This is a genomic window from Stenotrophomonas sp. TWI602 (assembly GCF_039674045.1).
Lineage (GTDB): Bacteria > Pseudomonadota > Gammaproteobacteria > Xanthomonadales > Xanthomonadaceae > Stenotrophomonas.
Map to the genome: position 1 here is coordinate 68,720 of NZ_JBDJMT010000005.1, position 12,574 is coordinate 81,293.

The window sequence follows — 12,574 nt, forward strand, 5'->3', positions numbered from 1 at the left end:
CTTCCTGGGTGCCCCTCTGTCCTTTTGCCTGAGAGTTTGGAAGCGCGCATCGGCGTGCTTCGTGCCCCTTCGGCGCCGGCACTCGCCGGTCTCTCCAGAGTTTTGGTACGGGTGGTATCGGGCCTGAGCGATTACGGGCGTTGCGCCTTCGGCAGCGGGTGTCCGCTTCTCCCACCATGTAGCGGGGCGATTATAGCCCAGCGCTTCGGCCCACTGGGCCTTTCCGGCACCTGAATACGGGCGCGCACGTGCGCCGGAAACCGCGCCCTGGCATGGTGCCAAGGGCTGCAAAGGCCTATGATCACTGGATCCTCGTATTCATCTGGCGCCGCCCGTTCCGGGCCAGGCGCCCGCCGTGCAATGCGCATGGCCGCTGACGGAAGCCCGCATGACGCCCGCCTCACCCTCGACCCGCCGCCTGGCCCTGCTGCTCGCAGGCCTGGCGATGTTCGGTCCGTTCTCGATCGACACCATTTTCCCGGCGTTCCTGTTGCTGGGCGAGCGCATGCAGGTGGACCAGGTCGCGGTGCAGCAGACCATCAGCGTGTACCTGCTGTTCTACGGCCTGATGAGCCTGGCGCACGGCCCGCTGTCGGATGCGTTCGGCCGCAAGCGGGTGATCATCGGCGGGCTGGTGCTGTTCATCGGCGCCTCGATCGGCTGTGCGCTGTCGCGGGACATGACCACCTTGCTGGTGTTCCGCGCGCTGCAGGGCGTGACCGCCGGTGTGGGTGTGATCGTCGGCCGCGCGGTGATCCGCGATCTGTACCACGGTGCCGACGCGCAGCGGTTGATGAGCCAGGTCTCGATGATCTTCGGCGTCGCCCCGGCGATCGCCCCGATCATCGGTGGCTGGATCCTGCTCGGCGGCGGCGACTGGCCGCTGATTTTCTGGTTCCTGGTGCTGTTCGGCGTGGTGTTGCTGCTGGCCACCGGCAAGTGGCTGCCGGAAACCCATCCGGTCGAGGCGCGCACGCCGCTGTCGATGCGGGAACTGCTGCGCAGCTATGCGCGGATGGGGTCCAACGCGCGCCTGCTGAGGCTTTCGGCCGCCGGTGCGCTGAATTTCTCTGGCATTTTCCTGTATATCGCCTCGGCGCCGGTGCTGGTGATGCAGCACCTCAAGCTGGGCGAGGGCGGTTTTGCCTGGTTGTTCATTCCGACCATCGGCGGCATGACGATGGGCTCGTTCCTGTCCGGGCGGATGGCCGGGCGGATCCTGCCGCAGCGGCAGATCGCGATCGGATTCGGCCTGTGCGCAGTGTCGGCCGTGCTCAACATCACCTACGTGCTGTCCGTGCAGCAGATCGCGCTGCCGTGGGCGGTGATGCCGATCTTCCTCGGCGGCGTGGGCATGGCGCTGATCTTCCCGGTGCTGGCGCTGGCGGTCCTGGACATGTACCCGCACCAGCGCGGCCTGGCGTCTTCGATGCAGATGTTCATCCAGCTGATGATCAACACCGTCGTGGCCGGTGTGGTCTCGCCGATGCTCAGCAGCAGTCCGGTGCATCTGGCGTTGGGCTACATGGGCTTCTTCGCGCTGGGCGGCTCGTTCTGGTACTGGGAACGGTATTGCGAGCGCCGCCGCGAAGTACTGACGCCCATCGAGTAGGCCACGCAGCTGGCGGGTCCCCCAGGGCCCGTGCGGTATCCTTTGCCCTTTCATGCAGTCCGGAAGTCCCTGATGTCGACCACCTCCAAACTGCGCCGCGACATCCGCCGGCGCCGTGAAACCCTGGCCGCCAACCGCGAGCAGGCCGCCACCCCGCCGGTCGAGCCGCATGCCGAACTGCGCGACCAGCAACGTACGCTGCTGGCCGGCGTGGTACGCCGTGATGGCGAGTGGGTGCTGGGCATGGATGGGCGTATCGCCGGCCAGACCACCAGCGCGGCACGCGTGCTGGCCTTGATCATGCAGGCCGCCGAACTGCACGAGCGGCAGGGCACGCCAGTCCGGCTGGTGTACTCGGACGCGTTGAAGGATGCCGCGCACGCCGAGGCCAAGGCCGATGGCATGGACTTCGAGCAGTTCAAGACCGAGCTGGCGGCCGCCCTGAAACCCAAGTCGTAGCGCCACGCCACGTGTGGTTGCAGGTGTCCCGGCCCATCGAGGCCGGACGCAGGCCACAGCGTCAGGGACAAAAAAAACCGGCCTTTCGGCCGGTTTTTTCGTTGCGGGCTGCGGCCGGGCAGGGCCCGGCCCAACCCATGGGTTACGGTGCCGCGGGCGCCGTCGGTGCGGCCGGGGCCGCAGCGGTGGCCGCCGGCACCTGCCACCCACACATCTGGCCCTGGTTCTGCTGCTTGAGCCACTCGTTGACCGGGGTGAAGTACTCGATCATCGGGCCGGCATCGAGCTTGTCGCCGCCGGTGATTTCCTTCAGCGTAGCCTGCCACGGCTGGCTGGCGCCCTTGCTCAGCATCGCCCAGAACTTCTGGCCGGCTTCCTTGTTGCCGTAGAAGCTGCACTGGTGCAGCGGGCCCTTGTAGCCGGAGGCATCGCACAGGCCCTTGTAGAACTGGAACTGCAGGATGCGCGCCAGGAAGTAACGGGTATACGGGGTGTTGCCCGGCACGTGGTACTTGGCACCGGCGTCGAAGAACTCCTCACCGCGTGCGCTGGCCGGCGCCACGCCCTGGTACTTGGCCTTCAGGTCCCACCACGCCTGGTTGTAATGGTCCGGGGTGATCGAGCCATCGAACACACCCCAGCGCCAGCGGTCGATCATCAGGCCGAACGGCAGGAACGACACGCCGCTCAGGGCCATGCGCATCTGCGCGTTGATGGTCGCCTCGCGGCTTTCCTGCGGGGTGTCCACCAGGCCGATCGAGTTGAGGTACTGCGGCGTCATCGCCAGCACGATGGTGTCGCCGATCGCTTCATGGAAGCCATCGTTGGCACCGCCCTGGAACAACGGCGGCAGCGGGTTGTAGGCCAGGTCGTAATAGATGTGACCCAGCTCGTGGTAGATCGTGGTGAAATTCTCTTCGTTGGGCTTGATGCACATCTTGGTGCGCACGTCGCCTTCCATGTTCATGTCCCACGCGCTGGCGTGGCAGACCACGTCACGGTCCAGCGGCTTGATGAACTGGGTCTTGTCCCAGTACGACTTCGGCAGTGCGGGCATGCCGAGCGAGACATAGAAGTCCTGCGCGCGCTCGGTCATCTGCTTGGCGGTGCGCAGTTCGGCTTCACGCTGGGCCTTGTACAGCGCTTCCACGTTCGCGCCGCTGCCGGCCTTGGCCAGTGCGCCACTGAGGTTGGTCTGGTACTGCTTTTCCAGTGCGGCGGTGATGTCCAGGTTGCCGGCGCCGGGATACGGTTCCAGCTGGTCCCACAGGTTGGACCAGTCCTGCTGCCACATGTTGCCGGTCAGGTGCGCGGCGATCAGGCCGCCGTTGACCTCGGCCTTGTCCTTGCCGTACGTGCCGTCCAGCTTGGTGCGGGCATAGCAGTGAAGCTGCTCGTACATCGGCTTGACCTGGTCCCACAGGCGGTCGGTTTCCGGGCCGATCTGGTCGGCGGGCATGTCATAGCCGCTGCGCCACATCTGGCCGGCATCGGCGAAGCCCATTTCCTTGGCGCCTTCATTGACCAGGCTGACGAAGCGTTCGTAATCGGCGCGCATCGGCTTGGTGGTGCCGTGCCAGCCCTGCCAGGCGTCGAGCTGCTTGTCATAGTCGCGGCTGCGGGCGAGCACCTGTTCCAGATCGCCGAGCTGGCGGCAGCTCTGGGGGTTGGCTTCATCGGTGCAGTATTTGCCGGAGCCGTAGGCGCCTTCCATGCGGCTGGCGATGCGGGTCAGCTCGGAGAGCTTGGCCGGGTCGCGCGGGGCGGGCATGGAGGTCATCAACTTGAGCAGGTGGATCTGGCGCTTGGTGTCTTCGCTCATCGGCTGGCCGTCGTACTGGCCGGCCTGGGTGATCCAGCCATTGAGGACGGTGAGCCAGCGCTCGTTGGCCTTGGCCGCGACGCGCTCGGAATCGTCATTGATGTAGGTCGAAGACAGCCACTGGGCCGAGGTCATTTCCGGGTACATGGCTTTGTACTCGGCGTTGACGCGGGCGATGAACTGGTCCGCGGTTTCCTTGGACTGGGTGGTGCCCGTGGCCGGTGCATCGGCGGGGGACGGTTCCTTCTGGCAGGCCGCCAGCGTCAGTGCGGCAGCACTGACTGCCAGGGCCAGCAGGAGCGGGCGGTGGTTCACGGGCACATCCTTGGGTGGTGACAGACCGGCGAAGGCTAGTGAAGCGCCGGGCGCACCGCAAGGGGCAGGGCAGCAAGGGGCGGGTCGATCGTCAGTGTCAACGACAACTTCAGCGGCAACTTCAACGGCGAAGGTTTAGCGGCCGTGTTACGTGGGGAGGGTCGGTGTGGGCGGGTTGTCGGGACCCGCCGTGAACCCGTCCATGGGGGCTCGATATGCGCCATCCATGGCGCATAACGGTCCCGCCAACCCACCCACACCGCCCCGTCGACAGTGGGTCGGTGCGCATGGGAACAACAACGGCTCGAGACCAACCCACAGCCAAGGCCATTGTCTTTGCTCGACTATCCGCCGACGGACAGTGTGGCCTGCCTCGACCAAAACGGAAGAGCGAATAGCTGACAGCAGTGGTCGTTCCGCTTCAAACCTCGCACGACGCAAACAGATCCCGGTCACGTTCATACACCGACGTCTTGACCTGCATCAGTCCGAGTACCGACGGGAACAGATTGTCGTGGTCGGTGTACTTGCCCGCACGCTCCCGCACGCAGGCCAGGTTGAGCCCACGGTTGGCCGCGAAGGACGGCGAGAACCACATCGTCATCGGCACGTGGGTCTGCTCCTGCGGGGCGATCGCATACGGCACGCCGTGCAGATACAGGCCCTTCTCGCCCAGCGATTCGCCGTGATCGGAGAGGTAGATCATCGCCGTGTCGTAGTCGTCCATGCCCTTCAGCGTGCCGATCGTGCGCGAGAGCAGGTGATCGGTGTACAGCAGTGCGTTGTCGTAACTGTTGGTGATCTGCTCGCGGCTGCACTTGCCCAGGTCCGGCGTATCGCAGGTCGGGGTGAAACGACGGAAGCGCGCCGGATACCGTTCGAAGTAACTCGGGCCATGGTTGCCCAGCTGATGCAGCACCACCACGCGGTCACCCGGCCGCGCGCGAACCTGGGTGGCCAGATCGTCGATCAGGATCTCATCCATGCAGCGGCCGTTGGCGCACAGGGTCGGGTGTTTGGCGTCATCCAGCGCCTGCATCTCCAGGCCTTCGCACACGCCCTTGCAGCCGGACTGGTTGTCGCGCCACACCGTGCTGATGCCCGCGTGGTCCAGCACATGCAGCAGCGACTGGTGCGCGCGGATCTTCGTTTCGTCGTAGTCATGGCGCCCATACGGCGAGAACAGGCAGGGCAGGGACACCTCGGTGCTGGTGCCGCATGAGTGCATGTCGGGGAAGTTGATCACCCCGGCCTGGGCCAGTTCCGGCGTGGTCTGCCTGGCATAGTCGTTGAGGCCCCAGTTCTGTGCGCGTGCGGTTTCGCCCATTACGATCACCAGCAGGCGGGGGCGGCTGCCGGCCGCGCGCGGGGTCGCCTTGGCATCAGTGCCGATCGGCAGTTTCGGGGCACGCTGGATCGGGTTGTCGCCGCGCAGGGCCTTGGGCAGGCCGAGGAGGAAATTCCCGGGCGTGGCCAGGTACCGCACCTCGCGCTGGTTGCGCATCAGCGAGGACATTTCCTGGAAGGACAGCATCGCCCCGCCGAAGGCGATCAGCGCCGACAGCAGCAGAAAACCGATGCGCCACAGCAGCGCTGCGCCCAGCGTGCGCCGGCGCAGCTGCACGCGCCACAGCAGCAGCATGGGGGCGAGGGCCAACAGCAGCAGCGGCAGGATCAGCGTCGGGGTGACCAGCTCGCCGCTTTCCTTGTGATCGGTTGCCAGCACGTTGCGCAGCATGTCCGCATCCAGATAGATGTGGTAACTGCTCATGTAATGCGCAGCCAGTGCGGTGCCGATCAGCAGCACACTGATCACGACCTTGGCATTCCAGCGCCAGACCAGCAGGCCCATCAACAGACTGTGCGCGCCGACCAGAAACAGGAACAGCGAGAGCGTGAAGCCGATGCTGCCCGGGTGGGTCGCCATCGCGCTGTGCCAGAACAGCCCGTTGCAGGCCAGCGCGAAGAACACGCTGGTGAGCAGGATCAGGGTCTCGGTGGTGCACTTCGGGCGCCACGTACGCAGGGTGGCCAGTACGGGAAAGCGCGCAGCGCGTGGGAGGGTGGCGCTCATGCCGCGTCTCCCTGCGCACTGACGGTTACCGTGCCGGGTCCGCGCAGCCGGATGCGTTCAACCAGCAGGAACAGGCCCAGCGATACCGTCCAGCAGATGGCCAACGTCCACAGGTCATGCGACAGGAAATGCGCGCCACGCAGTTGTTGCGAGAACCCGAACACGCCGCCGGCCAGCAGGCCGACCGCCAGGCCGCGCCAGCGCCAGGCGGGGCGCACCATCAAGGCGAAGAAGTACAGGCTGACCCACGCAAAACCCGCGCTGGAGTGCCCCCCGGGGAAGCACACCCCGCGCGGCATGCCCGGTGGACGTGTGGCGAACAGCCCGATGAACTCGCGGGTGCCGCCGTAGCGGGTGAGATCCCACGGGCAGTCCATGTGGGTCAATGACTTGAGCAGCGAGACCAGACCGGTGCCCAGCGCGACCGCCAGCACCAGGTACAGCAGCGGCCAGCGCCACGCGACGGCGCGCTCACTGCGCCAGGCGTGGGAGCACAGCACGATCGCCACGAGCGCCGCCGCACTGCTGGCCCATTTGCCGGCCTGATGGATCAGGTGAGTGGTGAACCAGGCGTTCTGCAGCGCCCACTGCTGCCCTTCCAGGCGATACCACTGGTCGGCCAGCCATTGGTCGCCCCCGGCGCCCATCAGCGCAGCGCTGACGAGCAGGGTCAACGCCAGCGGAGCCCAGAGGTGCTCGCGGAGGAAACGCGGCGTGGCCGACGCAGCCGGCGTGGAGGAGAGCGCAACGGTGGACGCTGGGAACATGGACAAAGGGGCCGGCGGGAGATTCCGGCGCCATGGTCGTCAGCGGGTTGTCGGAGAGCGGTCGGAGCGATGTTGGCCGCCGGTTAAGCGCGACCTTCCGTTCAGTCTTCCTCGTCCTGCGCGGTGTCGGTAGCGGTCACGGCGGCATGGCAGTCCGCCTGCCAGGCGGTGCCCGGAAACAGCAGCCAGCGGTTGCGGTTGGCGCTGCCGATCTCGATCACCGCCGACGGGTCCACGCACGGGCTGATCGCCTCATCAAGCACCAGCAGCCAGCGGCGCTGCGGGGCCTGCGCCACCCACGGACCGGCGGCCTGCCATTGCTGCTCCCATGGCGTCTTGAAGCCGAAATCGGTCACCGGGCGGTCAGCCTGCAGCAGGTTCTGCTCGCGCCAGGCCACTACGCCCAGCTCCGCCTGCGGCCCGATCCGCGCGCCCACCCGCTGCATCACGGCGGAGGCGGAGCTGTACGGATCCAGCGTGGGCATCAACACCCAGCCGTACAGATTCCAGAGCAGGAAGGCGGTCGCCACCACCAGCGCGCCCGCGCGCCGTTGGCGCCACCACAGGGCCAAGGCCAGCAGCGCCACGCCGAAGGCGATCAGCCAGCCGCCCAGCACGGGCAGCAGCGCATCGGGCATGGCACGTCGGGCCAGCTGGAGGTGCGCCCACGCGCTGCCGCTCCAGAGCTGTGTGCCGATGTACAGCGCCGCCGCGCCCAGCACGGCGACATACGCCCACAGCAGCCAGCGCAGCCCGGCCCGGCGCAGCAGCCCGGGCAGCAGCGGTGCGGCGGCCAGGCACAGCGCGGGCAGCATCGGGAAGATGTACACCTCGCGCTTGCCCGGGCTGGCGCTGAAGAAGACGAGTACCAGCAGCGCCCAACCCAGCAGCAGCCACCAGCGTCCGTCCAGGCGGTTGAGGCGGCGCCACCACGCGGGGATCAGCGCCGGCAACAGCAGGCTGCCGGGCAGCCACAACGTCGCCATCACCTGCAGGTAGTACCACGCAGGCTTCACGTGGTGCCAGGCGTTCGCGTAGCGGGTGCCGGTCTGCTTGAACAGCAGTTCCCGTGCATACGCATGCAGTGCCGGATCGGTCGCGTTGAGCAGGGCGATGCCCAACGGCGCCAGCCAGACCGCCGTGCCGAGCAGGAAGGCCGGCAGCAACCACCACAGATCGCGTGCGGTGCCCGGCGGCAATGCCGTGCCACGGGCGCGCCAGCGCCACAGGGCAAACGGCACCAGCACCAGCAGCGGCAGGAAGCCGACGCCCTTGGTCACCGTGCCCACCCCGGCAGCGAAGCCGGCCAACCACAACGCCGGGCGGTTGCGGCCCTCCAGCAGGTGGCGCAGCAGCCCCCACAGCGACAGGGTGGTCATCGCCACCAGCACCATGTCGATCTGGGCCCGTTTGGCCATCAGGCCGAACTGCAGGCAGCTGAACAACGCGAGCATGGCCCACCAGCCGACGCGCCGGGTCCACAGCCGCCGGCCCAGATCCCAGGTCAGCCACAGCGTAAGCAGCGCGGCCAGCAGCGAGGGCACCAGAAAGGCGAGGGCCCAGCCGCCGAACAGCTGGTGGCTGGCCGCCTGCATCCACATGAAGACCGGCGGTTTTTCCGCATACAGTTCGCTGCCGCGGTGCGGCAGCAGCCACTGGCCGGACTCGACCATGGCACGCGCGGCCAGCACGAAGCGCGGCTCATCCGGCGGTGAGGGCTGGCGCAGGCCGATGCCGGCCGCCAGCGCCAGCAGCAGGGCAAGGCAGACCAGCACACGCGGCCAGCGCCGCAGGAAGAAGGATTCGATCACGCCCAGGCTCGTCGGCAAAACAGCCACTGTCTCCCCGACAGCGTAGGAAAAGCGTCGTAAACCACCCCATTGCGACCGGATTCCGACACGGTTCCCGCTACCATGCGTTCAACCGGTCACGAGAGTCTCCCATGCGGCTGCTGGTCATTGAAGACAACCGTCAGCTGGTTGCCAATCTATTCGATTATTTCGAGTCGCGGGGCCATGTGCTCGATGTCGCCCCCGACGGCGTGACCGGCCTGCACCTGGCCGTGTCGCAGCCCTATGACGCGCTGATCCTGGATTGGATGCTGCCGCGCATGGAGGGCCCGGAGGTCCTGCGCCGGTTGCGTGCTGACCACGGCTCGGAAGTGCCGGTGATCATGCTCACCGCACGCGATGAGCTGCCGGACAAAATCGCGGGGTTTCGTGCGGGTGCCGATGATTACCTGACCAAGCCGTTCGCGCTGCCCGAGCTGGAAGTGCGCCTGGAGGCACTGATGGTGCGTGCCAAGGGCCGCAATCCGCGCAAGGTGCTGGAAGTGGCCGACCTCAAGCTGGATCTGGCCACGCTGGAGGCGCAGCGCGACGGCAAGGCGCTGCACCTGTACCCGGCCTGCCGCAAGCTGTTGGAAGTACTGATGCGGGCCAGCCCGGGCGCGGTGACCCGCCAGCAGCTGGAGTTCGCGCTGTGGGGCGACGAGTTGCCCGATGGCGATCTGCTGCGCTCGCATGTGTACGAACTGCGCCGCAGCGTGGACGGCCCGTTCCAGCAGAAGTTGATCCACACCTTGCCGCGGGTCGGCTACCGCCTCGGCGTGTCGGCTGCGGACAGTTCCGATGAAGTGGCATAAGCGCGCGCCCAAGCCAGCGCCCATGCACCGGCGCATGGTGTGGTGGCTGCTGGGCTACCTCGCGCTGATCTCGCTGGCGGTATTCAGCGTGGGCAACTACGTGCACGAACACGCCGAGCACTCGGCATGGCGCGCGCTGCTCAACTCCGAGCTGGACAGCATCGTCAACCACATCGAACACGAGCCGCATTACCGCTGGCAGGATTCGGACACCCTGCGGCTGTTCTACATCAACGGCAGCCCGACGGTGCCGGAGAGCCTGCGCACGCTGCATCCGGGGCTGCACGACGGTGTGGAGGTCAACGGACGCGCCAGCGCGGTGATGGTCCGCGAAACCACGCAGCTGGGGCGGCTGGCACTGGTGCTGGACATCAATGACTTCCATGAGCTGGAACAGTTCGCCACGCGCTGGGTGCTGCTGGCCGGTGTGCTGATGATCATCGTCACCGTGGTGATGGCGTCTTTCGGCGTCGGTCGCCTGGTACGGCCGCTGAGCTCGCTGGCCCGGCGCATCGACGACCTTCGGCCGGGTGTTCCCGGGCAACGGGTGGAGGTGGACCCACGGGCCAGCTCCGAGTTGTACGTGATCGCCAACGCGCTCAACGACTACCTGGCGCGCAACGAACAGTTCGTTGAGCGCGAGCGGATCTTCATCAGCACGGCCAGCCATGAGCTGCGCACGCCGATTGCGGTGATTACCGGCGCCGCGGAACTGGCACTTGGCCAGCCGGACATTCCCGACCGCGCCCGCCAGCAGATGCAGCGGGTGCACCGCACCGCGCAGGGCGTGGAGCAGTTGATCCAGTTGCTGCTGGTGCTGGCGCGCGACCCGGCGCGGCTGGCTGCACTGGGCGAGCGAATTCCGCTCGATCTGCTGGTGCCGGACATCATTGAAGACCATCGTCACCTGATGGGCGACAAGGACCTGCGCATCGAGATCGACGGCCTGGCGCGGGTGGATATCGTCGCGCCACTGGGCGTGGTCCAGGCGGCGATCGGCAATCTGCTGCGCAACGCGATCGAGAACAGCGGCCGCGGCACCATCCACATCCAGGTCTCCGACCAGGCGGTGGTGACCCTGCAGGATCCGGGGCTCGGCATGAGTCCGGAAGAGATCGCGGCGGTGCATGCGCGCATGGCCCGGGGCGACCGCAACGAACAGAGCGGGATCGGCCTGGAGCTGATCGCCCGGCTCTGTGAACACCTGGGCTGGGCGCTGCAGATCGAGCCCTGTGTCCCCCGGGGCACCTGCGTGATCCTCGATCTGGGGGCCTCGCTGCCCGGGCGCAGTGAACGTCCATCGCTGCCGGCGTCGTGATCGTCCTGCTCGCTGCGCCGCAAAGTGTGGTGTCGTGAAGACAATGTTAAGCTCCGGAGGCGCCGCTCTATGCGGCGCTTTTTTTTTTCCCTTCGATCGACAGAGGATGGCTTGATGCCGACCGAACCCAGTACTGCCCTGATCACCAATGACATCGTCGGCCTCGGCCTGATCGCCGCCACCCTGGCAGTGATCTTCTGGGCCGCCAGCGGCCCGACCCCGATCCTCAAGAAGATTTTCGCGTGGGTACCGGCCCTGCTGCTGTGCTACTTCATCCCGGCCATCTACAACACCGCCGGCCTCATCGACGGCCACAACACCCCGCTCTACAACCCGATCGCGCGTGACGTGCTGCTGCCCGCCGCGCTGGTGCTGCTGACCCTGTCGATCGACCTCAAGGGCATCATGAAGCTGGGGCCGAAGCTGCTGGTGATGTTCTGCGCCGGCACGCTGGGCATCATCCTCGGCGCCATCGTGTCGTTCCAGGCGATGTCCTGGATCCACCCGGCCACCGTGGCCGGTGATACCTGGAAGGGCATGGCGGCCCTGGCCGGCAGCTGGATCGGCGGCGGCGCCAACATGGTGGCGATGCGTGAAGTGTTCGGCACCGATGCGACGACGTTCGGCCAGTTCGCCGTGGTCGATGTGGCCTGCGCGAGCCTGTGGATGGCGGTCCTGCTGTTCCTGGCCAACCGCGCCAAGCAGATCGATGCCCGCAGCGGGGCCGATACCCGCGCCATTGATGAGATGAAGGAGCGCATCTCGGCATACGAAGCACAGAATGCCCGCATTCCGAGCCTGACCGACCTGATGGTGATCGTCGGTGTGGGGCTGGGCGGCGTCGGCCTGGCGCATGCCATCGCCGCGCCGCTGAGCGGCTGGTTCAAGGCCAATGTGAGCTGGGCCAGCCAGTTCAGCCTGGACAGCGCGTTCGTCTGGGTGGTGCTGCTGTCCACGGCGCTCGGCCTGGGTCTGAGCTTCACCCGTGTGCGGCGCCTGGAGTCGGCCGGTGCCTCGCGCCTGGGCACGCTGTTCCTGTATTTCCTGATCGCCTGCATCGGCATGCAGATGGACCTGCTCTCGCTGCTCGAGCGGCCATGGCTGTTCGCGCTCGGCGCGATCTGGATGCTGACCCACATCCTGGTGCTGTTGATCGCCGCCAAGCTGCTGCGCGCGCCGCTGTTCTTCTTCGCGATCGGCTCGCAGGGCAACATCGGTGCAGCGGCATCGGCACCCGTGGTCGCCGCCGCGTTCCATCCGTCGCTGGCGCCGGTCGGCGTGCTGCTGGGCACCGTGGGCTATGCCACCGGGACCGGCCTGGCGTATGTGACCGGCCTGATCCTGAAATGGATGGCCGGCGCGTAAGCGCGCGCCGCGTTGTCGACTCCCGAGGCGGCCTTGATGGCCGCCTCTTTTTTTGGCGGCTATGACCCGCTGAACGCCATGGGTCTGGGACCCAGGTCACGCGCCGGTGTCAGAAGTGGCTGCATTTGCCATGAAGTGTGAAAGGCGTACGGGATCGCCCTGGCACCGCCGCGTAAGGTCCGGCGCCATGCACTGTGC

The 12,574-nt window shown here is 66.9% G+C and carries 9 protein-coding genes and 1 riboswitch; of the genes, 5 read left to right on the top strand and 4 right to left on the bottom strand.

Translation table 11 applies throughout. The annotated features are described in order from the left end of the window. Nucleotides 1-6 precede the first annotated feature (6 nt). Nucleotides 7-108: riboswitch (glycine riboswitch) on the bottom strand. Between the two features lie 280 nt (nt 109-388). Then, the gene (locus ABE483_RS07555) at nt 389-1,612 is read left to right on the top strand and encodes a multidrug effflux MFS transporter (RefSeq protein ID WP_123730504.1); all 1,224 of its coding nucleotides are present in this window, start codon (nt 389-391) and stop codon (nt 1,610-1,612) included. 72 nt (nt 1,613-1,684) lie between these two features. After that, nucleotides 1,685-2,071, top strand: a complete 387-nt coding sequence (locus tag ABE483_RS07560) for a hypothetical protein (RefSeq protein WP_123730505.1) — start codon at nt 1,685-1,687, stop codon at nt 2,069-2,071. Between the two features lie 142 nt (nt 2,072-2,213). Here the strand turns inward: ABE483_RS07560 and ABE483_RS07565 are convergent, their stop codons facing one another. The 4 genes from ABE483_RS07565 to ABE483_RS07580 form a co-directional block, all read right to left on the bottom strand. Beyond that, nucleotides 2,214-4,208 carry a M2 family metallopeptidase gene (locus tag ABE483_RS07565; RefSeq protein WP_313219096.1) on the bottom strand — a complete coding sequence of 665 codons (1,995 nt, stop codon included), beginning with the start codon at nt 4,206-4,208 and terminating at the stop codon, nt 2,214-2,216. Nucleotides 4,209-4,629: 421 nt separating this feature from the next. Further along, nucleotides 4,630-6,282, bottom strand: coding sequence for a phosphoethanolamine--lipid A transferase (locus ABE483_RS07570; protein WP_346481450.1), 1,653 nt, complete (start codon nt 6,280-6,282; stop codon nt 4,630-4,632). Then, complete coding sequence (locus ABE483_RS07575; RefSeq protein ID WP_346481451.1) at nt 6,279-7,049, bottom strand: phosphatase PAP2 family protein; 771 nt, start codon at nt 7,047-7,049, stop codon at nt 6,279-6,281. Before ABE483_RS07575 ends, ABE483_RS07570 begins: the two co-directional genes overlap by 4 nt. Nucleotides 7,050-7,150: 101 nt before the next feature. Further along, complete coding sequence (locus ABE483_RS07580; RefSeq protein ID WP_313212760.1) at nt 7,151-8,860, bottom strand: glycosyltransferase family 39 protein; 1,710 nt, start codon at nt 8,858-8,860, stop codon at nt 7,151-7,153. A 131-nt stretch (nt 8,861-8,991) separates the two neighbouring features. Here ABE483_RS07580 and ABE483_RS07585 point away from each other — a divergent pair, with 131 nt between their 5' ends. The 3 genes from ABE483_RS07585 (at nt 8,992) to ABE483_RS07595 (ending at nt 12,376) form a co-directional block, all read left to right on the top strand. Further along, a complete protein-coding gene (locus tag ABE483_RS07585; protein WP_346481452.1) occupies nt 8,992-9,693 on the top strand; it encodes a response regulator transcription factor in 702 nt (233 codons plus the stop codon). Then, nucleotides 9,680-11,011, top strand: a complete 1,332-nt coding sequence (locus tag ABE483_RS07590) for a HAMP domain-containing sensor histidine kinase (protein ID WP_313212764.1) — start codon at nt 9,680-9,682, stop codon at nt 11,009-11,011. Before ABE483_RS07585 ends, ABE483_RS07590 begins: the two co-directional genes overlap by 14 nt. A 114-nt stretch (nt 11,012-11,125) precedes the next feature. Then, entirely contained in the window at nt 11,126-12,376 is a 1,251-nt protein-coding gene (locus ABE483_RS07595; protein WP_313219090.1) for a DUF819 family protein, read from the top strand. Nucleotides 12,377-12,574: the final 198 nt, after the last annotated feature.

What these genes read in the sequence shown, in the direction of transcription:
- ABE483_RS07555 (WP_123730504.1), top strand. Translation starts at nt 389, where the DNA reads ATGACGCCCGCCTCACCCTCGACCCGCCGCCTGGCCCTGCTGCTCGCA.
- ABE483_RS07560 (WP_123730505.1), top strand. Translation starts at nt 1,685, where the DNA reads ATGTCGACCACCTCCAAACTGCGCCGCGACATCCGCCGGCGCCGTGAA.
- ABE483_RS07570 (WP_346481450.1), bottom strand. Translation starts at nt 6,282, where the DNA reads ATGAGCGCCACCCTCCCACGCGCTGCGCGCTTTCCCGTACTGGCCACC.
- ABE483_RS07575 (WP_346481451.1), bottom strand. Translation starts at nt 7,049, where the DNA reads ATGTTCCCAGCGTCCACCGTTGCGCTCTCCTCCACGCCGGCTGCGTCG.
- ABE483_RS07585 (WP_346481452.1), top strand. Translation starts at nt 8,992, where the DNA reads ATGCGGCTGCTGGTCATTGAAGACAACCGTCAGCTGGTTGCCAATCTA.
- ABE483_RS07590 (WP_313212764.1), top strand. Translation starts at nt 9,680, where the DNA reads ATGAAGTGGCATAAGCGCGCGCCCAAGCCAGCGCCCATGCACCGGCGC.
- ABE483_RS07595 (WP_313219090.1), top strand. Translation starts at nt 11,126, where the DNA reads ATGCCGACCGAACCCAGTACTGCCCTGATCACCAATGACATCGTCGGC.